General features: G+C 42.2%; 21 protein-coding genes. 18 read left to right on the top strand and 3 right to left on the bottom strand.

Annotated elements, in window-relative coordinates; translation table 11 throughout:
- Positions 1-387: 387 nt before the first annotated feature.
- On the bottom strand, positions 388-1,293 hold the full coding sequence (locus LK416_08635) for a diguanylate cyclase (protein UEA73753.1): 906 nt from the start codon (positions 1,291-1,293) through the stop codon (positions 388-390).
- A 366-nt stretch (positions 1,294-1,659) separates the two neighbouring features.
- On the opposite strand from LK416_08635, the gene LK416_08630 reads away from it, so the two are divergent.
- From LK416_08630 to LK416_08585, 10 genes are all read left to right on the top strand, one after another.
- Positions 1,660-2,925: a substrate-binding domain-containing protein gene (locus LK416_08630; protein UEA73752.1), complete on the top strand. Its 1,266-nt coding sequence runs from the start codon at positions 1,660-1,662 to the stop codon at positions 2,923-2,925.
- A gap of 94 nt (positions 2,926-3,019) precedes the next feature.
- On the top strand, positions 3,020-4,528 hold the full coding sequence (locus LK416_08625; GenBank protein UEA73751.1) for a sugar ABC transporter ATP-binding protein: 1,509 nt from the start codon (positions 3,020-3,022) through the stop codon (positions 4,526-4,528).
- Between the two features lie 18 nt (positions 4,529-4,546).
- The gene (locus tag LK416_08620) at positions 4,547-6,199 is read left to right on the top strand and encodes a galactoside ABC transporter permease (protein ID UEA73750.1); all 1,653 of its coding nucleotides are present in this window, start codon (positions 4,547-4,549) and stop codon (positions 6,197-6,199) included.
- 243 nt (positions 6,200-6,442) lie between these two features.
- Entirely contained in the window at positions 6,443-8,047 is a 1,605-nt protein-coding gene (locus LK416_08615) for a response regulator (protein ID UEA73749.1), read from the top strand.
- Positions 8,048-8,066: 19 nt separating this feature from the next.
- Positions 8,067-9,962, top strand: a complete 1,896-nt coding sequence (locus LK416_08610) for a sensor histidine kinase (protein ID UEA73748.1) — start codon at positions 8,067-8,069, stop codon at positions 9,960-9,962.
- Positions 9,949-10,923, top strand: coding sequence for a substrate-binding domain-containing protein (locus LK416_08605; protein ID UEA73747.1), 975 nt, complete (start codon positions 9,949-9,951; stop codon positions 10,921-10,923). The genes LK416_08610 and LK416_08605 overlap by 14 nt, the downstream gene beginning before the upstream one ends.
- The gene (locus tag LK416_08600) at positions 10,916-11,956 is read left to right on the top strand and encodes a galactose ABC transporter substrate-binding protein (protein UEA73746.1); all 1,041 of its coding nucleotides are present in this window, start codon (positions 10,916-10,918) and stop codon (positions 11,954-11,956) included. Before LK416_08605 ends, LK416_08600 begins: the two co-directional genes overlap by 8 nt.
- A 24-nt stretch (positions 11,957-11,980) precedes the next feature.
- Positions 11,981-12,550, top strand: coding sequence for a hypothetical protein (locus LK416_08595; GenBank protein ID UEA73745.1), 570 nt, complete (start codon positions 11,981-11,983; stop codon positions 12,548-12,550).
- 212 nt (positions 12,551-12,762) lie between these two features.
- Positions 12,763-12,939 carry a hypothetical protein gene (locus tag LK416_08590; GenBank protein ID UEA73744.1) on the top strand — a complete coding sequence of 59 codons (177 nt, stop codon included), beginning with the start codon at positions 12,763-12,765 and terminating at the stop codon, positions 12,937-12,939.
- A 103-nt stretch (positions 12,940-13,042) separates the two neighbouring features.
- Positions 13,043-13,255 (top strand): type II toxin-antitoxin system RelE/ParE family toxin, encoded by a 213-nt coding sequence (locus LK416_08585; GenBank protein UEA73743.1) that lies wholly within the window; start codon positions 13,043-13,045, stop codon positions 13,253-13,255.
- 70 nt (positions 13,256-13,325) lie between these two features.
- On the opposite strand, the gene LK416_08580 is transcribed toward LK416_08585, so the two are convergent.
- On the bottom strand, positions 13,326-14,813 hold the full coding sequence (locus tag LK416_08580; protein UEA73742.1) for a DUF1846 domain-containing protein: 1,488 nt from the start codon (positions 14,811-14,813) through the stop codon (positions 13,326-13,328).
- 111 nt (positions 14,814-14,924) lie between these two features.
- Positions 14,925-15,869: a GTPase (G3E family) gene (locus LK416_08575; protein ID UEA73741.1), complete on the bottom strand. Its 945-nt coding sequence runs from the start codon at positions 15,867-15,869 to the stop codon at positions 14,925-14,927.
- A gap of 363 nt (positions 15,870-16,232) precedes the next feature.
- On the opposite strand from LK416_08575, the gene LK416_08570 reads away from it, so the two are divergent.
- The 8 genes from LK416_08570 (at position 16,233) to LK416_08535 (ending at position 24,445) form a co-directional block, all read left to right on the top strand.
- Entirely contained in the window at positions 16,233-17,789 is a 1,557-nt protein-coding gene (locus tag LK416_08570) for an ATP-binding cassette domain-containing protein (GenBank protein ID UEA73740.1), read from the top strand.
- Between the two features lie 141 nt (positions 17,790-17,930).
- On the top strand, positions 17,931-18,521 hold the full coding sequence (locus LK416_08565; GenBank protein UEA73739.1) for a M48 family metallopeptidase: 591 nt from the start codon (positions 17,931-17,933) through the stop codon (positions 18,519-18,521).
- A 26-nt stretch (positions 18,522-18,547) separates the two neighbouring features.
- Entirely contained in the window at positions 18,548-18,772 is a 225-nt protein-coding gene (locus LK416_08560) for an aspartate dehydrogenase (GenBank protein UEA73738.1), read from the top strand.
- Positions 18,773-18,925: 153 nt separating this feature from the next.
- Positions 18,926-19,486 (top strand): GNAT family N-acetyltransferase, encoded by a 561-nt coding sequence (locus tag LK416_08555; GenBank protein ID UEA73737.1) that lies wholly within the window; start codon positions 18,926-18,928, stop codon positions 19,484-19,486.
- Between the two features lie 11 nt (positions 19,487-19,497).
- Entirely contained in the window at positions 19,498-21,018 is a 1,521-nt protein-coding gene (locus LK416_08550; GenBank protein UEA73736.1) for a glycoside hydrolase family 32 protein, read from the top strand.
- 231 nt (positions 21,019-21,249) lie between these two features.
- Positions 21,250-22,005 carry an exodeoxyribonuclease III gene (gene xth / locus LK416_08545; GenBank protein ID UEA73735.1) on the top strand — a complete coding sequence of 252 codons (756 nt, stop codon included), beginning with the start codon at positions 21,250-21,252 and terminating at the stop codon, positions 22,003-22,005.
- A 104-nt stretch (positions 22,006-22,109) separates the two neighbouring features.
- The gene (locus LK416_08540; GenBank protein UEA73734.1) at positions 22,110-23,594 is read left to right on the top strand and encodes an AAA family ATPase; all 1,485 of its coding nucleotides are present in this window, start codon (positions 22,110-22,112) and stop codon (positions 23,592-23,594) included.
- A gap of 53 nt (positions 23,595-23,647) precedes the next feature.
- The gene (locus LK416_08535; GenBank protein UEA73733.1) at positions 23,648-24,445 is read left to right on the top strand and encodes a Cof-type HAD-IIB family hydrolase; all 798 of its coding nucleotides are present in this window, start codon (positions 23,648-23,650) and stop codon (positions 24,443-24,445) included.
- Positions 24,446-24,471: the final 26 nt, after the last annotated feature.

The raw sequence follows: 24,471 nt of genomic DNA, 5'->3' as shown, positions 1-24,471 counted from the left end.
GAAAAGGGCAGACACAATGCTGATATGATGAACCGATCGTAAAAATGCCTGTAAATGAGATAAAAACGAGGAGGTTTTGAATATGAGAAAGTGCAAGCGTAAATCTTTGGTGTTTCAGTTAATATAAATAATAGGTGACTTTGTCATCATAATAATCAGACAATTGCGTCATTTGGAAATAAATTTTGCGAAAAGTTGAATGGAAAATGAATATATGGTATGATATTTATACATAAGTATGTGTTCGGAATAAAAATAAGAGGAAGGGCGGTGGTTCAATGCGGAAAAAAGGCAACCATAAAAATAAAAATCAAATAAATATAGCGGCAAAATCATTTGCCTACAGTTTGAAAGGGTATCGCTTGCGATACCCTTTGTTTTAAATGATTATCGGCTTGGTATACCAAGGCGTTTATGGTCAATTTCTTTTTGTATATACATGGCCTTATCTGCAAGACTGATGAGATCCTCTAGACGCTTGCTTATATCTGTAGTTGTAGAGGACCCCATGGCAATGCTTAAGGTTTCATCGAAAATATGAATGTTTGATATATAGTCCTGTACCTTTTCCATATATTGTGCAGCTTCTGCTTCACTTGTATTTGGCATAAATACCATAAATTCATCGCCGCCGGCACGGATGACGCTTGCATTTTCCGGTTTGCATGTCATTAAGGCCTCTGCTGTTTTGATAATGTAACGATCACCAACCAGATGACCATAATGATCGTTGATCCTTTTGAGACCATTACAGTCACAGACAATGACAGTCAGTGGATAAATGTCCAGATTTTTGTTTTTTTCAATCCAGATATCCATATAGGAACGATTCCTTACACCGGTCAGAGAATCTAGGGTTGCCATACGTTCAAGCTTATCTTCCAGAAGCTTTGTCCTTGTAATATCGTTGATCAGGCCAACAATACCAATCATGTTTCCGTTATCATCAAATACCGGATTCTTGATTAGCTGCATATATTCCGTTTGCCCATTTTCATCGAATTTTATCTCATAAGAAGTGCCTTTCTTGGTGGCAAAGATGCGTTTGTCTTCTTCCATTGCTTTAATAGCATTTTCTTTGTCTTTTCGGATATCGATATCATATTTGCCGCGGATGGTCCAGGTGGGATCATTTTTCGGAGTGTTGATGTGATTCCAATAGTGTGTACAGAAAACATATTTACCTTCCATATCTTTAAAATAGATGTTAGAAGGTAGTGATTTCAACATTCGTTCCACAAAGTTGATATCAATTTCGTTTATTTTAAAATCATCAAAATTTCCATTTTCCATACAAGTTATTCTCCTTGTTTCAAAGGTTATCGGTTATTTGTATTTTACTTCATTTTACTGGTGATGTTAATAGAGAAAAACATTTTTGGTGGATTTGCGTATTATTTGAATGAAAAATAGCGGTTAAGCATTCGGTTACTACCATTTATTATATATAAGTTGTAAAAAATTGGATTATGTGTATGACCGCAATAAAAATATTTAATGTATCGTCAAAATAAACATAAAAATATTAATAAATCCAAAAAAATTGCTAATAAATCCAAAAATATTCTATTCTTTCTTCCTGCTTGTCACATTATAATGAATTTAGTCAATGAGACAGAGCGAAAAATAAACAAAATGTACAAACAGGAGGAATGAAATATGAGAAAGAAAAAAATTATAGCTGTCGTTGCAGCAGCAACACTTGCATTATCAATGGTAGGATGTGGATCAGGCGGATCAGGCGGAAGCAGCTCAAGCGGAGTTGCAAATAAGGATAAGCCACTTTGCTGGTTCAACCGTCAGCCATCCAACAGCTCAACAGGAGAACTTGATAAGGAAGCATTAAGCTTCAACAAAGATACTTATTATGTAGGCTTCGATGCTAACCAGGGTGCTGAACTTCAGGGTCAGATGGTACTTGATTATATCAAAGCAAATGCAGCAACAATCGACCGTAACGGTGATGGCGTTATCGGATACGTTTTAGCAATCGGTGATATCGGACACAATGACTCAATCGCTCGTACTCGTGGTGTTCGTTCAGCACTTGGCACAGGAGTTGATGCAAATGGTGCAGTTGATTCAACACCTGCAGGTACAAACGTAGACGGATCAGCAAAAGTTGTTCAGGATGCAAAGCTTGATGTAGATGGTAAGACATATACAATCCGTGAGCTTGCTTCACAGGAAATGAAGAACTCAGCAGGTGCTACATGGGATGCAGCAACAGCAGGAAACGCTATCGGAACATGGACAGCTTCATTCGGTGATCAGATTGATGTAGTTGTTTCAAATAACGATGGTATGGGAATGTCAATGTTCAATGCATGGGCAAAGGATAACAAGGTTCCTACATTTGGATACGATGCTAACAGCGATGCAGTAGCAGCTATTGCAGAAGGTTACGGCGGAACAATTTCACAGCATGCAGATGTTCAGGCTTACTTAACACTCAGAGTTCTTCGTAACGCACTTGATGGTGTAGACGTTGATACAGGTATTGGCACAGCAGATGAAGCTGGTAACTGCTTAACAGAAGGTGAAGATTACAGATACAGCGAAGAAGAAAGATCATACTACGCATTAAACGTAGCAGTAACTGCTGAAAACTATCAGGATTTCACAGATTCAACAAAGGTTTATGACAAGGTTTCAAAACAGCTTGATTCAAGCAAGAGCCCAACAAAGAAAGTATGGCTTGATATCTACAACGCTTCAGATAACTTCTTAAGCTCAACATACCAGCCACTTCTTGAGAACTACGATGATCTGCTCAACCTGAAAGTAGATTACATCGGTGGTGATGGTCAGACAGAGTCTAACATTACAAACCGTCTTGGTAACCCGGGCGAATATGACGCATTTGCGATCAACATGGTTAAGACAGATAATGCAGCATCATACACAACACTTCTTAACAAATAAGATAACGGATCGGCAGGCAATAATGATTTAACTCAGAGGGGTGTCAGATACAAGATTTGATACCCTTCTTTTACTAAGAAAGGGAAGTAGAGATATGGCAGAAGATAAGAATAAATACATCTTATCGATTCAGGGCATGAGCAAGTCATTCGGTAGAAACAAGGTTCTGGATCACATCAACCTGAATGTGAAACCGGGCTCGATCATGGGTCTTATGGGTGAGAACGGTGCCGGAAAATCGACAATGATGAAATGTCTCTTCGGAACCTATCAGAAGGACGAAGGAACTATAATATTAGATGGTAAAGAAGTAAACTTCTCAGGTCCAAAGGATGCCCTTGAAAACGGAGTTGCAATGGTTCATCAGGAGCTTAACCAGTGTCTTGAAAGAAGCGTTGTGGATAACCTGTTCCTGGGACGTTACCCAAAGAATTCCCTCGGTGTGATCGATGAGGGAAGAATGAAAAAAGAAGCTTCAGATCTGTTCAGAAAGCTCGGTATTACCGTAAATCTGACACAGCCGATGAAGAAAATGTCAGTATCACAGCGTCAGATGTGTGAGATCGCAAAGGCTATTTCTTACAACTCAAAAGTAATTGTACTTGATGAGCCTACATCCTCACTGACAGCACCTGAGGTTGCAAAGCTGTTCAAGATGATGAGACAGTTAAAAGAGCAGGGAATTTCCCTGATTTATATATCACATAAAATGGATGAGATCTTCGAGATCTGTGACCAGATATCCGTTCTTCGAGATGGTAGTCTGGTAATGACAAAAGACAGTAAGGACACAAACATGAACGAACTGATCTCCGCAATGGTTGGTCGTTCTCTTGACAATAGATTTCCACCTGTAGACAATGAGCCCGGTGAGACAGTTCTCTCCGTACAGAACCTGTCAACAAAGTATGCACCAAAGCTCCAGAACATCACATTTGATGTTAAGAAGGGTGAGATTTTCGGACTGTATGGTCTGGTAGGTGCAGGTCGTACAGAGCTCCTTGAAACCATATTTGGTATGCGTACAAGAGCAGCAGGAAATGTACTTTATAACGGCAAGATGATGAACTTCTCATCACCAAAGGATGCCATGGATCATGGTTTTGCCCTGATCACAGAGGAAAGAAAAGCAAACGGACTTTTCCTGAAAGCAGATATCACATTTAATACAACAATTGCAAATATGAATCACTATAAGAGCGGAATCGCACTTAGCCATGACGATATGGTTCGTGCAACCGCAGAGGAGATCAAGGTCATGCATACAAAATGTATGGGACCGGATGATATGATCGCAAACCTCTCCGGTGGTAACCAGCAGAAGGTTATCTTCGGTAAATGGCTGGAGCGTTCTCCTAATGTATTTATGATGGATGATCCTACAAGAGGTATCGATGTAGGTGCCAAGTACGAGATCTATGAACTGATCATCAATATGGCAAAGCAAGGTAAAACGATCATCGTTGTATCCTCAGAGATGCCTGAGATCCTTGGTATCACAAACCGTATCGGTGTTATGTCGAACGGTCATCTTGCAGGAATCGTAAATACAAAAGAGACCAACCAGGAAGAATTATTAAGACTTAGTGCGAAATATTTGTAATAGAGAGGAGTTTTGGTTATGGCAGATAAAAGTAAGATCCTTTCGGCCGATGCAGAAGCAGCGCTTTTGAAGCCGATTGATGAATATGTAGGAAAAATACAGTCACAGATCGATGCACTCCGTGTAGACGGATCTGACAAGGTTCAGAGCTATAAGAACCAGATCGCAATTGCGAAGGAAGACAAGAACTTATCAAAGGATGAGAGAGCAAAAGCAGTTGCAGCAGCAAAGACTGGACTTGAAAAGGCAAAGAGCGTGGAAGCAGCAAACAAGGATAAGGTATCCAAGTTGATCGCAGAAGCAGAAAAGTACCTTTCAGAGAATTATAACAGCAAATATTATGATAAAGTAGTTGCAAGCTGCGAGGCAGAAAAAGCAGCAGAAAACGAAGCTTATGAGAAGGTTCGTGCAACGATCAAGACAGAACACGAACAGACACTTGCCAAGCTGTCCGCTGCAGACGAGATCAAAGATGAGAAATATGTATATAAGAACAGATTATTTGATGCACAGATGTCTCATGAATCCAGATTACAGGAGATCAAAGACAAAAAGCATGATGCATTTGCACATAAGTTCCATCTGATCGACCTCTTACGGATGTCCAAATACACATTTGGTCAGAAGCAGGCTCAGAAGATCGAGAATTACAAATACACATTTAATACATCCCAGTTCCTTTATAAGAACGGTCTGTATATCGTAATCATCCTGATCTTCATTGCACTTTGTATTATCACACCAATCGTTAAGAATACACAGTTATTAACCGTTACCAATATCCTGAATATCTTACAGCAGGCATCTCCTCGAATGTTCCTTGCACTCGGTGTTGCCGGTCTGATCTTACTTACAGGTACTGACCTTTCCATCGGACGTATGGTAGGTATGGGTATGGTTACAGCAACTATCATCATGCATAACGGCCCTAACACAGGTGGCGTATTCGGACATATCTTTGATTTCTCAAATATTTCGGCCGCTCCTAGAGCAATTCTTGCACTGGTAGCCTGTATAATTCTTACAACAGTATTTGCAAGTATCGCAGGTTTCTTCATGGCAAAGTACAAGATGCATCCATTCATCTCAACCATGGCGAACATGCTGATTATCTTTGGTTTAGTAACATACGCAACAAAGGGTGTATCATTCGGTGCGATCGATTCTTCAATCCCTAACATGTTCATCCCTACATTTGGCAGCTTCCCATCGATTATTCTTTGGGCAATCGTAGCAATCATTGTTGTATGGTTCATCTGGAATAAGACAACATTTGGTAAGAATCTGTACGCTGTAGGCGGAAACCCGGAAGCAGCAGCAGTTTCAGGTATCTCAGTATTCAAAGTAACACTTGGCGCATTCATCCTTGCAGGTATCCTTTACGGATTTGGTTCATGGCTTGAATGTAACAGAATGGTAGGTTCCGGTAGTGCCGCTTATGGACAGGGCTGGGATATGGATGCCATTGCAGCCTGTGTAGTTGGTGGTGTATCATTTACAGGTGGTATCGGTAAGATCTCCGGTGTTGTAACTGGTGTACTTATCTTCACATCACTAACATACTCACTGACAATCCTTGGTATTGATACAAACCTTCAGTTCATTTTCGAAGGTATCATCATCCTTGCGGCTGTAACTCTTGACTGTCTCAAGTATGTACAGAAGAAGTAAGGAAATGTAATACTCGCTCACAAAAAAATGATATAAATCAAAAGCCGCTCCGTTCGTCTTTGATGTGCTTTCTGTCAGGCTGACAGATGCAAGCTCCAGACTGAACGGAGCGGCTTTTAAAATATCAGGAGTACGCTGTTATTTTATTTGGATATATATAGTAAAACGGGATTTTGGGGTTCATTCTGAACGTAGATTTGTTATAATAAGGAACAGATAGAAAGAATAGAAGAGGAATGAGATATGGATAATTATAAAGTGGTACTCGTCGATGACGAGGTGGAAGTAATCGATGCGATCGAACAGAGAATTCATTGGGATATATTAGGATTTGAAGTTGTTGGAAGTGCGACAAACGGTGTGAAAGCACTGGAGCTCGTGGAGAAGCAGCAGCCGGATGTCGTGATAACCGATATCAAGATGCCATATATGGATGGACTGGAGCTTGCCAGGAGATTGAATAAAGAATATCAGAATATCCATATCGTCATTTTTACAGGATTTGATGAGTTTGAATATGCGAAGGAAGCTGTTCATCTGGAAGTAGAGGAATACATGCTGAAGCCAATCAATGCTCTGGAGCTTACGGAATGTATGAAACGACTGAAAAAGACTCTGGATAAGGAGAGAGAAGAGCGTCTGAATGTAACAAAGCTTGAGAATTATCTGAAGGATTCCCTTCCGGTGCTTCAGACGAATCTGTTTGTTTCGTTGATCGAGGGTCGTGTAAATGAAGAATATTGCGAGAAGTTTTTGAATGCGTATCAGATTGATATGAAAGGACCGTATTATTGCTGCGCGATCTTTCATACCTCGGAGCATCATGTTCCGGATGGTATGAATCCATTGTTGCTTGCCATGTCAGTCGAGCATGAGATCAAGGATCGTTTAGCACCGGAATGGAAGAATCATATGTTCACATATCTGGGAAATGCACTTATGATCATAGAACTGGAAACGGAAGAAATGGTAGTTGCATTTACAGATGCCTGTGACCGATTCTGTAAATGGGCATATCGTGTTATGGGAGCTGTTGTGACTGCAGGAATCGGAAGAGTCTGTGATAATCTGATCAGCGTTAATTCTTCTTATGATGGAGCAAGAGAAGCAGTTTCTTATCGTGTGTTATATGGAACGAGCCGTGCGATCAATATTGGTGAGATCGCACCGAAGGAGCAGGAGATCCTGATCCAGCCGGAGGATACAAAGATGCATGATCTGTTCAAGGCTATTCATCTGGGAGTACCGGAGACACTTGAACAGTCGGTGCGGAAGGAAGTGGAGAAGCTTCATAATAATGCGCAGACCGTGAACCAGTATAACCTTGCGATCATGGAGATGGTGGGAGCATTTTATCGATTCTGTGCTAATAATTTTATAGATTTTAATGAGTTTTGCGGTAATGTCGGAAATCCATACGAACGTGTACCGGAGATGGATGAAAGCACATTAACCGCGTGGATGATCGATTCGGCAAAAGCCATCAGTGAGGAGCTGAAAAATGCCAGAAACAGTACATCGAGACGTATGGTTACAGATGCGCAGAATCTGGTGCATGACAGGTATATGGAGCCGAATCTCTCCTTGGATACAGTGTGCTCGGCACTTGGAGTATCGAATTCTTATTTTTCCAGTGTATTTAAAAAAGAGACAGGAAAAGCATTTGTAACATATCTGACCGATTACCGGATGGATCATGCGGCAGAACTGATTCTCGAAACGAATGAGAAAAGTTATCAGATTGCAGAGCGGGTCGGTTATCTTGATGCAAATTATTTCAGTTATGTATTTAAGAAGCGTTTTGGGGTTTCGCCATCCAAATACAGAACGGAGCATCTGAAAAAATAAAGGATAAATAAGGGGAAGCGTGTTGAAGAATATAAGAAAGAATAAAAAGAAGAAAAATGAAAGTTCTATTATCGGACGTCTTCGGGGGTGGTTTTATCACGGCAGATTTATAGGTTTTGATATTCAGTCGATCATTATGACAGTGCTTACTGCCCTGACGATCATCACAACAGTTATCATGGGTCTGCTGTTGTATAATCGTTTTAAGATGGCGATTAAGCAGACTGCGGTCACGAATACGGAAAATATGGTGGAAAATACTGTTGAAAAGCTGGATGCAGATCTGTTAAATGTGCGTCAGATCACGAATGCGGTGAATTATAATATTATTCAGGAATATGATATTTCCAGCCGGGATTTTAACCGGCAGTTCAGTCTGTTATATGAGATCAATGCCGATAAGATCCAGAGTATGGCGCTATATGATGATAAAGGGAATCTTCTTACTGCAGAACCGGTCACGGTACAGAAGGATGCTGTGGAACCGTCAGAGCAGGACTGGTATCAGGATGCAGAGGCAGATATCGAGAATATTCATTTCTCTATACCGCATATCCAGAATCTGTTTGTCGATGGCACATATCGATATTACTGGGTTGTATCTCTCAGCCGTTCGGTTGATATCAACGATGGTGAGCAGCCGGGAAGTGGTGTCCTTTTGGTCGATATGAAATATTCGGTGATAGAGGATACATTGGCACGGATCAACGATGCGTCAAATGGCATCTATTATTACCTGTGCAGCCGTGATGGTCAGATGATCTACCATCCGCGCGGAACCGATATGGACAGAGGATATTTCAAAGAAGAATACAGAGAGGCAGCAACCTATGAGGATGGAACATATGAACTTACGGTCAATGGCAGGACAAGCAATGTGATCGTAAACAGCGTTGCCTATACCGGATGGAAGGTGGTCGGTGTAGTTCCGGAAAGTGTACAGATCGCGAGCATCAACCGGTTCCGGTATTATATCATTACGACGGTTATCATTCTTATGATGATGCTTTTAGGGGTGAACCGTATTATTTCGAAGAAGATATCCAGGCCGATTCTGAAGTTAAATGAATCCGTAAAAGCATATGAGGCAGGTGGCCCGACAGATATCTACATCGGTGGATCATCCGAGATCTGTCATCTGGGATATTCTGTTCAGAAATCCTACGAACAGATCGAAGCTTTGATGCAGGAGATCATACGGGAACAGACGGAACGAAGAAAGAGTGAGATGGATGCGCTGCAGAGCCAGATCAATCCGCATTTCCTTTACAATACCCTGGAATCCATCACATGGATGGTAGAAGCAAAGAAGAACCTGGATGCAGTGTTTATGATCTCAGAGCTTGCAAAACTGCTCCGTATCAGTCTGTCAAAGGGCAGAACGGTGATCAGAATATCGGATGAGATCCAGCATAGCAGAAGTTATATGAATATTCAAAAAGTTCGATACAAGGAGCGTTTTCAGATCGAATTTGATATTGATGAAGAGATTAATGAGTATTGCACAGTAAAGCTGATCGTTCAGCCGATTCTTGAAAATGCCATTTATTATGGTGTAGGAAATATGGATGAGGATGACGGAGGCAAGATCACGATCCGTGGTGAGAAAAAAGGCGATGATATTTATATTTCCATAGAAGATAATGGTATGGGAATGAATGAGGACATCGTAGAGAATATATTAAAAGATAATAACAAAGTACCAAAACATGGTTCCGGTGTCGGCCTGATCAATGTTCATTCCAGAATTCAGTTGATGTTTGGAAATGAATATGGTCTGGAGGTTTACAGTGAGCCGGACGAGGGTACAAGGATTGTGATCCACATACCGGCTATTCCATATACAGAGGAGAATCGGGAACAGCTTGAAACACAAAATTATGGAAAGGGGAGAGCGACAGATGAAGAGAAATAGAATTACTTTCCTCATAGCAGAGCTGATCCTGGTTGCCATTGCCGGTATATTTATCAACCGGATCTTTCGGGAAGATAATCCGCAGAAACGTGTGGCGGTTATTCTTCCGGATTCCGGTAATACCAGATGGGAAGGCCTGGTTAATGGACTGAAGCAGTCTGCGCAGGTAAATAACATTCATTTGATCATCTGTAATACAGATGAGATCGTAAGTGCAGATGATGAAAAAGAGCTGATCGATGAACAGCTTGAAAATGATGTGGATGCATTTATCATCTGTCCTGCTCCCGGAACAGATACAAAAGATATGCTTGCATCTTTGCAGGCGGAGAAAGAGACCTTTGTTCTGATAACGGAGGATGCATATATGGCAGATGACACAGAATCGACCGGATTTGTAACGATAAAGCCGGATAACTATCAGATCGGCTACACTCTCGGCAGGCAGATCATAAAAAATGATACAGATAAGCAGGCAGGCAAGAAGGTCGGAGTGATTGTCGGACGGGCAGAGACTGAGGCAAGTGTCAGCCGTGTAAAGGGACTTACCGATGCACTTGCAGGATATAGCTGTGAGCTTGTCTGGACGTATAATCAGGATAGCGGCAAAGATACCTGTAAGGCGGTTGATTCCCTGGAAGCGGTTGATTATATAGCAGCTATGGATACAGAAGCTCTTGATACACTCGGTGAAAATGCTGAAAATGGGTATTATAAAGGGGCAGGGATATATGGGGTAGGTACAAGCATGAAATCCGTTGCCCTGCTTGATTACAACAAGATTAAATGCCTTGTTGTACCGGATGGGTACAGCATCGGTTATGAGAGTGTAAATGAGATCGCAAAGAAACTTGGACGACCATTATATACATTAAAAAGTCATGAAGAAGCGATACGGGTAATCTATAAGGATGACCTGTTTTCGGAAGAGACAGAAAGGTTTTTATATTCGTATGAATAGAAAGAAAACAAGAAAAATAATAGCCTGTATATGCATATTGGCAGTTATGATGTCTCTGGTATCCTGCGACAGCAGGAAAAATCAGAAAGACAGAACTCTGCGGGTCGGCGTTGTTACGTATACGCCGGATGATCCGTTTATCAACGCAATGACAGATATATTGAAGGAGGATCTGAAAGCATTAGAAGCAAGTGATATGAAGGTTATCGTATCAGTCAGGAGCGGAGATAACAGTCAGCAGGAACAGGATGAAGTGGTGGAGGAAATGATCGATGCCGGATGCGATGTACTTTGTGTAAATCTGGTCGATCGAACGGCTCCGTCAAATATTATAAGACTCGCAAGACAGAATAATATTCCGGTGATTTTCTTTAACAGAGAGCCGGTAAGAGAGGACCTGCTGCAATGGGATAAGCTGTATTATATTGGATGTGATGCTGCACAGTCCGGCGAGATGCAGGGTGAGATTGCTGCGGAATATATAAAGAATCATCCGGAGGTGGATCGCAATCAGGATGGTAAGATCCAGTATGTACTCTTAGAAGGTGAAGCCGGACATCAGGATGCGATCAGCCGGACAGACTGTTCGGTAAAGACCATTCTTGAAAATGGTGTGAAGCTTGAGAAACTGACCTATCAGTTTGCAGACTGGAACCGCGCGCAGGCAGAGAACCGAATGAGCCGGTTGATCAGTCAATATGGGGATCAGATAGAGATGGTTATTTCCAATAATGATGAGATGGCACTCGGTGCAGTCGAGGCTTATAAGAATGCCGGATATATGCAGAGTAATTATCCGGTCATCTTCGGTATCGATGGATTAGATGATGCGGTGGAAGCTGTTCGGCTGGGCACGATGCAAGGAACTGTCTATAATGACAGAGAAGCACAGGCGAGAAAGATTGCACTGATTGCAGTAGCCTTGTTCCGTGGAAATGATGTGAGCGTATTAGGACTTGAGGATGAACGGTATTATATGGCACAGTACCGTAAGGTCGATGTCAATAATGTGGATGAGTTTTTGCAAAAATAGCTATGTAGCAGGAGGTTAGCACAAATGCAGGATATATGGATTGAATCTTTTTATAATGAAATTGATGCTGAGAAACGACAGGCATTTCTAAAGGAACATACAGGAGATCCGAAGGACGAATTGGATGAATTCCGAGAGAAACTCTGGATTGCCCGGTATGGTAAACGAAAACCAAAGAATGATGCATTTGTGGGCTATCTGATGCAGATGAAATATATCGCAGAAGGTGGTGGCATGAGCCTTGGTGCACAGAAAAGAAAGCAGGCTGCGGAAGTTCTGACCGGTTTATTCCTCGGAAGCTATGACAATCTGGATATCGAGAAGCAGGAGATGGTATTCTATGAGATAAAAAATGCTTTCCTGAAGCTGATCGGGGTCAGCAAGAACGGTCGTGGATTTACTTCTGTTGTATTTGGTATGGGACAGTTATCCGATGAAAGTGTAGCGAAGAAGATCGCAGACCAGATCAGCACGATCGCATTTGCCACACCGCACATGCTTCATATGGATAAGGAGTTTGCGGTATTCCAACAGGCAGCACTGGAAGCCTTTCGACAGGAATTCCCGAACCGGGAGCATTTTCTGAAGAAGTAGGGGTGAAGAATAGTTTGCTGCATTATAAAAACTTGTTTGTTTAGCTTGAACAAACAAGTTTTTTGCGGTATGCTCAATTTAGGAAAAAGATGAGCATTAATTTATCAGAATAAAGTATTTCTTTTTCGTGCATGATTTATAAGAATATGTTTATATTAGATACAAAATTGATTTGTAAATATAGTACGGAATATTTTGAAGGAGTGATTATTATGGGAGCTTATGCAACAGTAAATCAGTCGGAATATATAAGGAATATGAAAAAAAATCAGGAGGATGTCCGTGATATGGTGTTGGATAGTTATCAGGACATGCAGGATGGAAAAGGACGAGATTACAAAGAATTTTTTTCAGAATTAGAAAGCAGGTATCACATTTCGGATGTATAAGGTAATGATTTTGCCATTGGCGGAGCAGGATATTATTCAAAATACAGATTATATAGCGTATGAGAAGAAAGCACCATAGACAGCAGTCAAATTAGCACAGGGATTGAGAAAAGCAATTGAAGATCTTGAATTTATGCCAATGCAGCATGAGGTGGATGAAGACGAAGAGTTGGCAGAAAAAGGAATTCGAAAGTGTTACTATAAAAATTATAAGATTTTCTTTTTTATAGATCTGAAGCGAGAAACGGTTTATGTTTTGCGTGTGTTACATATGTTGGTAGATGCGAAAACGATATTGTTAAATATGCGGTTATAAAAAGAGCGTTATAAGATAAAAAAGCCAGATAAACATTAGTTATTGTGTTTATCTGGCTTTTTATGATCCTTTATGCATTCTCCTGCGTAGCAGCACCTTCGTATACGGCTTCATTTGTAAGTTCGATGCCGAGCTTCTTAAAGGTTGTCATGTCGACTGCGGACAGGATCGATGATACATGGAGCTGACAGCCGGACAGCTTTGGAAGCTGTTCTAATGCATGCTTTGCATTTGGATCGGAGACAGCGCACATGGATAATGCGATCAGAACTTCGTCGGTATGAAGACGAGGATTCTTGCTGCCGAGGTATCCGGTCTTTAAGTGCTGGATTGGTTCAATAAAGGTACGTGAGATCAGATGCGTGTTCTTATCAATGTTTCCAAGTACCTTAATTGCATTTAACAATACAGCAGATGCAGGACCGAGCAGATCGGAAGTGGAACCGGTAACGATCGTTCCGTCCGGCAGTTCTAAGGCTGCGGCGGCGGAACCATTTTCCTGTGCAAGGTTATTTGCAACCGGAACAACAGCACGATCATTGACTGTGATCTTCGCCTGCTTCATGATAAGTTCCTGTTTGTATACTTCGTCTTTGGTCGCTTCGTCTTTAACGAAACGGTTCAGAGACTGATAATATCGTCTGATAATTTCCTGCTTGGACGCTTCTCTGCAGGCTTCATCGTCAATGATGCAGTTTCCCGCCATATTTACCCCCATATCGGTCGGGGATTTGTATGGACAGTAACCATAGATCCCTTCGAACATGGAAGCCAGAACCGGATAGATCTCGATATCACGATTGTAGTTGACGGTTGTTTCCCCATAAGCTTCCAGGTGGAATGGATCGATCATATTGACATCGTTTAAGTCTGCGGTAGCAGCTTCATAAGCCAGATTGACCGGATGCTTAAGTGGGATATTCCAAATCGGGAAAGTCTCAAATTTGGCATAGCCGGCCTTGATGCCACGCTTGTTCTCATGGTAGAGCTGTGACAGACAGGTCGCCATCTTGCCGCTTCCCGGACCCGGTGCGGTAACAATGACAAGCGGACGGGTTGTCTCTACATACTCATTTTTTCCATAGCCCTCATCACTTACGATATAGTCAATGTTATTCGGATAACCCTCGATGGAATAGTGATGGTAGACCTTGATGCCGATCGCTTCCAGTTTCTTCTGGAAAATATCGGCAGATGGTTGTCCGGCATATCGTGTGATGACCACGCTGCTGACATATAGCCCTTTCTTTTTATATACATCGATCAGACGGATAACATCCTGATCGTATGTGATTCCCAGATCGTGACGGATCTTATTGCGCTCGATATCAGCGGCGTTGATCGAGATGATCATTTCTGCCTGATCTGCAAGCTGTAAGAGCATCTGTAATTTGCTGTCCGGTGCAAATCCCGGAAGTACGCGGGAGGCATGATAGTCGTCAAATAATTTGCCGCCAAATTCCAGATACAGTTTATCTCCAAATTGTTCGATACGTTCCCTGATATGCGCAGACTGCATGGACAGGTACTTGTCATTGTCGAAGCCAATGCGTTTCATTTTTTGAAATTCTCCTTCGTAAATTAATCAATATACGGTGGACACTTAAGAAAATGAAGTGCCCTATAAGAGAATACCACAGAGAGGGGAGAAAATATAGAGAAAATTTACTCAAGGTTTCGATTTTCCCCAATATCCTTCTATAGCTTCCTGATTTAATCCTTCGCCGATGACGATCAGGATGGCTTGTCCATTTGGGATCGGTTTGATCTCGGTCTTCTGGTGGGTGACGTTGATGGATATCCAGCTTCCATCAGCGAGCTTCTGGAACCCTTTAATCCGGAAGACCTTACCACAGGCTGGATCGTGCAGGATTTTCTGGCAACTTTCTTTTAAGAAATCCTCTGTAAAATCCATATTCATGAAGTACAGACTGTCGTAGGTCTGTTTGTCGTCAAACCAGAGTTTCGTATAATTGGCATCTTGATAGCCGGATGAGAGGATTGCTTTATAGTCCTCATCGGTCAGATCTTTCCAGTCTTTTTCCAGAACGACCTGCTTTGGTGTGGACTTAGAGTGTAAAATGTCAAATGACTGTTTTACATAATCTTTGGTAGAGGCTAACTGTTTCGGTGTGGCTTCCTGTGAATGACTGTATAAGACAGTGCCGGCCTGTGCCACCTGAGAAGACAGAAGATAACGGGAAGCCTCGGAGAGATTTTGCTCCAGTGTGGCATCAATGATCGTAATAACATTTCCAATCGTGTACCAGCGGTCAAGCGGATCTTCGTGCAGGACATCGAAGAATTCATCCATATCGAAGATGCCGGATGGCTCTACCAGAACGCGGTCATAACCACACATTCCCATTGCGATCAGCTTGGTTTTGAATCGTCTGCGGTGACAGTCGGCATCACAACCGCCGGCAACCATTTCTAGTGTACAGTTATCACCAAGGATATCCTGTAACAGCATGGCATCGACATTGACTGCACCAAAATCGTTTTCAAGAATACCGATGTTTAAGCCCTGATCGATCAGGTATTTAGCATATTTCCTTATAAAAGTAGTTTTACCGGAACCTAAGAATCCGGTGATCAAATCTATCTGAATCATAAAAATCACCTCTTGCTGTATTTGCAGATGATATTCGTGTGTGCATTCGTAACCTATATGTTATTTGTGTATCTTAACTTGCCAATACAGGGGCATTTGAGGTCGCCGGTACTTGATGGCACATAAGTGGCATCTTAGTACCGCTGCAGACCGAAACGAGCGGAAGCGTCCCCTGATTGGGAATGTTAAGGATACACAAATATAGAAGTAGATAAGTGCGCACACGAATACCATCTGCAATCACATTCTAGCATAGGCGGGGGAAAAAGAAAATCGAAGGAATGGGAAAAAGTTATCTTGTCTGAATCCTATCCATAAGGTATAGTAACCTTATCACGAAATAAACGGAAAAGGGTAAGACGAATGATTTTAAATGTAGAAAATTTGACACATGGTTTTGGAGACAGAGCCATTTTCAATAATGTATCTTTCCGGTTGCTTGCCGGTGAACATATCGGACTGGTTGGAGCAAATGGTGAAGGTAAAAGTACCTTTATGAATATTGTAACAGGCACACTTGCACCGGATGAGGGCAAGGTGGAATGGAACAAGCATGTGCGTGTTGGCTATCTGGATCAGCATGCGGTGCTGGAAAAGGGAATGACGATCGAATCTGTGCTGAAGTCGGCATTTTCCTATCTGTTTGAGATGGAGGAGAAAATCAACCAAATCTATGACAGTATGGCGGATGCAACGGATGATGAGATCATGGAAATGATGGAGGAGGTCGGCACATTGCAGGACCTTCTGACAAATCATGATTTCTATATGATCGATGCCAAGACGGAACAGGTAGCGAGAGCACTGGGACTTCTGGAACTTGGACTGGATCATGACGTAACAGATCTGAGCGGTGGTCAGCGTACCAAGGTTTTGCTTGCAAAGCTGTTACTTGAGAAGCCGGAGATTCTGTTGCTTGATGAGCCGACAAACTATCTGGATGCAGAACATATCGAATGGCTGAAGCGGTATTTGCAGGAGTATGAGAACGCATTTATCCTGATCAGCCATGATATTCCATTTTTAAATGATGTCGTAAATATCATCTATCATATGGAGAACCAGGAATTGAACCGCTATGTCGGCAACTATGACAAATTCTTAGAAGTATACGAGGCGAGAAAGGCACAGCAGGAGGCTGCTTACCGGAAACAACAGCAGGAGATCAGCGAGCTGAAGGATTTCGTTGCCAGAAATAAAGCGCGTGTTGCCACAAGAAATATGGCGATGTCCAGACAGAAGAAGCTGGACAAGATGGATGTGATAGAACTTGCGAGAGAACGTCCAAAGCCGGAATTTTACTTCAAGGAAGCGAGAACACCGGGTAAGATGTTATTTGAGACTGAGGATCTGGTGATCGGATATGATAAACAGGCGCCGCTTTCCAAACCAATCAACCTTCGGATGGAGCGTGGAGAAAAGATCGCGATCGTTGGTACAAATGGTATAGGAAAGAGTACGCTGCTTAAGAGTCTGCTTGGAATCATCAAGCCGATATCCGGTACGGTGCATCTGGGTGATTATCTGTATAAAGGCTATTTTGAACAGGAAATGGCCGGAACAGAGAATACCTGTCTGGAAGAAATCTGGCAGGAATTTCCGGGATTTTCACAGTATGAGGTGCGGTCGGCACTTGCCAAATGCGGATTGACAACCAAGCACATCGAGAGCAAGGTTAAGGTATTAAGCGGTGGCGAGCAGGCAAAGGTACGCCTGTGTAAGCTGATCAATCAGGAAACGAATCTGTTGATCCTCGATGAGCCGACAAACCATCTGGATGTGGATGCAAAGGACGAATTGAAGCGGGCACTGAAAGACTATCATGGTTCGGTTCTGTTAGTCTGCCATGAGCCGGAGTTCTATTCGGATATTGTGACAAAGGTGTGGAATCTGGAAGAGTACAGTGTGCTGACACTGTAATAAAGAAAAGTATTGCAGGCAGTTTTTATGTAGAAAATATAAGGCTGTCTGTAATTGATAGCACATATAGTTTAGTATGAGAAATGAAGTTATAAATATGAGGTGAAGACTGTCTATAATCGGATGGGAATATAGACGGCTATGAATATGCTGACAGAGATAATACTGAATGACAAAGGGACAAATGAAAACATCCGGGTACAGGTTATAAGGTCCGGGAGAAAAAGTCTCGGCCTGGAGGTGCGACCGGATGGAACGGTACTTGCAAGGATTCCGGCGAGATTATCTGACCGGGAATTAAAAGCATTTATAGAGAAGCAGCAGGAATGGATCTTAAAGAAAGTGAATCAGGTAAAAAAGCGTGCGGATGCACGCACGAAAATTCAGGTTCCATCTGTGGATGCGTTATCAGATGCAGAGATTCAGAAGATCAAAGACAAGATTGCAGACCGGGTAAAGTACTATTGTGCGGTTATGCAGGTGACAGTTGGGCGCATCACGATCCGCAACCAGAAGACCAGATGGGGAAGCTGCAGCAGTGCCGGGAATGTGAATTTTAATTATCAATTATATTATCTGCCGGATGAATTACTTGACTATGTAGTAGTGCATGAGCTGGCACACAGACGGCATATGAATCATTCCAAAGAATTCTGGTCAGAGGTGGAGCGGTATTGTCCGGACTATAGAGTGAGACGGAAGCAGTTAAAAGAATATCAACTGGCGAATTAAAGCCTGAAATGTAAAGGAAGTTTAATATGGGATTATTTCGAAAAAAGAAAGATCAGATAGCGTATGACAGTCAGAAAAAACGACCGGTCATCAAATGCAGCATTTGCACCGGTGAACAGGTCGCAGGCTTTCAGGATATTCATAATGGGACATTTGAAGATGTCATGTTGATCCGTGGAAAAGAAGATATGAAGGCTTTCCGGGAAAAATATGGAATCCCGCAGGATACGGAGATTCCAAAGATATATTGATTTTCTTTCATATTTTCAATATGATCGCCGAGTGTAACCCCGTCTTTGTTTATATCGATGTCTTTAATACCCATAATAGTTCCTCCTGAAAAAATAGTTCCTATATTATCTATAATACAGAGTTCATAACAAATAGCAAGAAGGAGTTTAACAGTGACACAGGAAAATTTAGCAAGATTTGAGTTCCGAAATATTAAAAAGAATGAAGCAGAGCAAACAGCAGAGATCGAACGGATCTGTTTTCCTCCGAATGAGGCCTGTACTCCGGAAATGATGCATTTGCGTGTGGAGAAAGTGCCGGAAATGTTTCTGGTTGCGGTAGATAAAGCAACAGGTAAGATTGCCGGATTTATTAATGGTCTGTCTACAAATGAAACGGTTTTGCGTGATGAATTTTTTCAGAATGCAGATCTGTATGATCCTGCCGGAGAAAATGTAATGATCCTTGGTGTTGATGTTTTGCCGGAATATCGCAGGATTGGGCTGGCTTCCGAGATGATGGAATGTTATAAGAACAGGGAAAGACAGAATGGACGAAAGCGACTGATCCTTACCTGTCTGGAATCCAAGGTTGCCATGTACCGGAAGATGGGATATGAGGATAACGGCATGTCGGTTTCTTCGTGGGGCGGCGAACAGTGGCATGAGATGACGTGTGAACTGGAAAAGGGTATCCCGGAGGCAATTGCAAAGACAGCCTTGGAGCTTGGATAAGGAGAAAGAATATGCATACATTAGAAGCAGCCAGAAAATATGAAAAAGAATATGAAGTTGATGCTGATAAAAGACCGTTATTTCATGTGACACCACCGATCGGCTGGATGAATGATCCCAATGGATTTTCAGTATATAAGGGACAAATCCATTTGTTTTATCAATATCATCCATATAGCAATGTATGGGGACCGATGCATTGGGGACATCAGGTAAGTGAAGATATGATAAGTTGGAAGCAGTATCAGACTGTACTCGCACCGGATATGGAATATGATGAGGAAGGATGCTTTTCCGGTTCGGCAGTTATGACAAATCTTGGACATGTGTTGTTTTATACAGGAGTCAGTAAAGATAAGAATGGTGGCTGTAATCTTCAGAATCAGTGTATGGCAGTTGGAGATGGTGTAGGTTATAAGAAGCTGAAGAACAATCCTGTTCTCACAGGAGCGGTGATGCCGGAGGGATTCAGCCATATTGATTTCAGAGATCCGAAGGTATGGGAAGAAGATGGTATTTACTATATGCTGACCTGTAGCCGGGATGCTCAGAATAAAGGAATGATCGCGTTATTTTCAAATTCTGAAATACATCAATATCTGGAAAAAACAGAGCTTACCGAACAGGAGACAGGAGCCTTTGAGAAAGCAGCAGGTTGTTGGAAATATGAAGGTGTATTTGCAGAGCACATGGAACGGTTAGGAAGCGTATGGGAATGTCCGGATTATTTCAGGTTGGACGGAAAAGATGTGCTGTTGTTTTCACCACCTGATGTACAGGCGCAGGGAAATGAACTGCATAATGGTAATAATGCGATCTATGTTGTTGGAACATATGATCATGCAAAAAAGCAGTTTCAAATGGAGCAGCCACATACACTTGATAAAGGTCTGGATTTTTATGCATCACAGACGACAGAACTTCCGGATGGAAGGAGAATCCTGATCGCATGGATGCAGTCATGGCATAATTCATTTATCCCGGATGGACAGGAGTGGCAGGGCATGATGACAATTCCAAGAGAATTATATCTGTCAGATGGCAGGATCATCCAGAAGCCTGTGAAAGAACTGGAGCAATATCGGGTTCGGCCGGTTTCATATTCGAATGAAAAGGTAGAAGGCGGGCAGAACTTTGATGGGATAGAGGGAAGAACGCTGGATATGACAGTAATAATAAAATCCGGTAAATTTCAGGAGTTTTACATTGATGTAGCAAAAGATGCAGAGCATTATACCAGAATTACATATAACAGAAGAAAACGGGAGATCGAAGTTGACCGGACATTTTCCGGAATGAACCGGGATGTAGCCTGCATCAGGCGGGCAGAGGTAGAATCGGAAGCAGAACGGATAACATTACGGTTTATTCTTGACCGCAATTCGGTAGAACTGTTTGTGAATGACGGAGAGTTGTCAATGAGTACAGTAATTTATACGCCGCAGACAGCAGATGGCATTTCGTTTTTCTGTGATGGAAATGCGATAATCGATATAGAAAAGTTCGATATTGAGATTCCGATGAACAGATAAATTCTGATACCGGTTATAGAAATAGTAATCTGAAATACCGACAATGCAATGAATTTATTTGACGGATAAACCAGATGTAGTATAATAAACATGACCATTCGTTTAGAAATAAGTGCGGCATTTGCCGTATTACCCATGACTCTTTTTTCTATTGCGTAGGCAGAGCGGAGCTTTCAGGAGGTAGCGGATGGTCTTTTTATGTATATAGATCAGACGGGAGGAAGCACTACAATGAAGATGATATCGTGGAATGTGAACGGAATTCGCGCATGTGTTGGAAAGAATTTTATGGATTTCTTTAAAGAGGCAGATGCAGATATTTTTTGTATTCAGGAATCAAAAATGCAGGAAGGACAGCTTCAACTGGAGCTTCCGGGTTATTATCAATATTGGAATTATGCAGAGAAAAAGGGATATTCCGGAACTGCTATTTTCGCAAAGAAAGAGCCGTTGTCAGTGGCATATGGAATCGGTATAGAAGAACACGACCATGAGGGACGAGTCATCACACTCGAATATGATAATTTTTATATGGTCACTGTATATACGCCAAATTCACAGAATGAGCTTGCCAGACTGGACTATCGTATGAAATGGGAGGATGATTTCAGAGAGTATCTGAAGCAGTTGGAACAGACAAAGCCGGTGGTAGTATGTGGGGATATGAATGTGGCACATACAGAGATCGATCTGAAAAATCCAAAGACCAATCGTAAGAACGCCGGATTTACAGATGAGGAAAGAGAAAAATTCAGTACCCTGCTTGACAGTGGATTTGTTGATACGTTTCGTTTTTTTAATCCGGACGCAGAAGGCATTTATTCCTGGTGGTCTTACCGTTTTAAGGCAAGAGAGAAGAATGCCGGATGGCGGATCGACTATTTTTTGACCTCAAAGGTTCTGGAATCCAGACTTGTGGATGCAAAGATCCATACAGAGGTGTTGGGTTCCGATCATTGTCCGGTAGAACTTGATATTGACCTGTAATGGTGCCATTTATAAGAATAAATGCATACTAACAGGCGAAAGCAAAGATTACAGCACTTGCGGGTGTAGAAGAATAGAAAAAATGATAAAAGGAGAAATTATATATGCCAGTTTTTGATTTCAGTGATAAACCGGTAAAGAATGAGGATACGGTTTGTACCTATACGGCATTTCAGTCAAATGCAAAGGAAAAGACACCGGAGGAACCGATTCTGGTGTTAGATAACAGTGAGAGACAGTGGATCCATCATGCGCTGGGAGTTTTTACAAATCCGGCAAAGCGTACTGCTTTTGAATTCAAGGAAAATGGGGAGACATTTTCAGCAGATATTTTAAAGATTGATTCCAGATTTGTCAGTCTGATCAAATGGCTGGGAGAAAATCATATCAGTGTACGTCTGTCCGGTAAAAATCTGGAAGACGGATATGCAGTATACAGAATCCGAGAGACAGCATTTGGTGGCGGAACCAAGTTATCTGCGGCAGATGGATTTTTACAGTTTATGATCGAACGACTGCTTGCAAGTACAGCGTCAGAGGAAGTCGAGGAGGATGATGATGCAGACGAGGAAGGCGACGATATGAAGCTGACCAGTCTTCAGAGCATTTCTGATTTTATGACATGTGCGGGCAGAACGATGCCGGATAATATCCGTCTCTGGGCGAGAAGAAATCTTGCTGTTGCCAGATCAAACGAGGTGTCACCGGAGGAGCGCCGTCATGCACAGAGAGCACTCTCGATCATGATGAATATTCAGTGGAAGAGCAATTATTTTGAAGCAATCGATCCGGTTGAAGCAAGACGGATCCTGGATGAAGAATTATATGGAATGGAACGTGTAAAGCAGAGGATCATGGAGACGGTTATCCAGATCAACCGAACTCATACCCTTCCTGCTTATGGACTTCTGTTGGTCGGACCTGCCGGTACCGGAAAATCACAGATCGCGTATGCGGTTGCCCGTATTCTGAAACTGCCATGGACAACCCTTGATATGAGTTCGATCAATGATCCGGAGCAGCTTACAGGAAGTTCCAGAATCTATGCAAATGCAAAGCCGGGTATCATCATGGAAGCATTCTCGATCGCAGGAGAATCCAATCTGGTATTTATTATCAATGAGCTTGATAAGGCTGCATCCGGAAAGGGAAATGGAAATCCTGCGGATGTACTTCTGACTTTGCTTGATAACCTTGGATTTACAGATAACTATATGGAGTGTATGATCCCGACCGTTGGCGTATATCCGATCGCAACGGCAAATAATAAAGAAGATATCAGTGCGCCATTGATGTCACGTTTTGCGGTTATCGACATACCGGATTATACCTTTGAAGAAAAGAAGATCATCTTCAGTAAATTTGCATTGCCAAAGGTATTGAAGCGGATCGGTCTGAAAGAGAATGAATGTATCATCACAGAGGATGGTCTGGATGCGGTCATTGAAGAATTCAAGAATACCTCCGGTATCCGTGATCTGGAGCAGGCAGCCGAGCATCTGGCAGCAAATGCACTTTACCGGATCGAGGTAGATCATGTACCACAGGTGACATTTGATGCGGAAGGCGTAAGACATTTATTCCTGTAGGAATGTTACCGGACGGCTGTTTTTAGTTAAATGAAAATGGAGCATAAGTAGAAATGATAAAATTAGTTGCAAGTGACGTGGATGGAACTCTTGTTCCTGACGGAACATTTGAGATCAATCCTGAGATCTATGATGTGATAAAGAAACTGAAAGAAAAGGGTATTACCTTTGTGGCAGCAAGCGGCAGACAGTATGCGAGCCTTAAGAAGTTATTTGCGCCGGTTGCAGACCGGATCTTGTATATCCCGGATAATGGCGGATTTGTCAGAGGAGGTAAGGGCGAAACATGGCTCAAACGTCCGATGGAGAAAGACCTGATCCGTGCGGTCGTGGAGGATGCAGAGAAGCTACCGGATGTAGAGCTGATGCTCTGTGGAAGGGATTATGCATATGTTGGAAGCGAGGATGGACGACTGTATAACTGGATGCGGGAAGCATACCGCTATGAGATCAAGGCAGTGCCGGATCTTACCGATATTGATGATGATATCGTGAAGATCTCGATATTTCACCCGGAGGATGCAGAGCGGATCGTAAAAGACTGGTTTTATGACAAATGGAAGGATACCATTCTGCTGGCACCTGCCGGAGTTTACTGGGTAGACTGTTCGGAACCATCGATCAACAAGGGAAGTGCATTACAGTTTCTGCTTGATAAATATGAGATCAAACCGGATGAAGTTATGGTATTTGGTGATAATATCAATGACCTTGGTATGCTTGCCTGTGCAAAGGAAAGCTATGCGATCGGAAGTGCCAGAGATGAGGTAAAGCAGGCAGCAGCCCATGTAGCAGATACGATGCGCAATCAGGGTGTGATCAAGGTGTTAAAGGAGCAGTTGTTAAAATAAACTCAGACAGTAGTTGTGATTGAAAA

Source organism: Lachnospiraceae bacterium GAM79 (genome assembly GCA_020735665.1).
GTDB lineage: Bacteria > Bacillota > Clostridia > Lachnospirales > Lachnospiraceae > Coprococcus.
The sequence above is the reverse complement of the archived record's forward strand: the minus strand, read 5'-3'. Positions and strand labels throughout refer to the sequence as shown.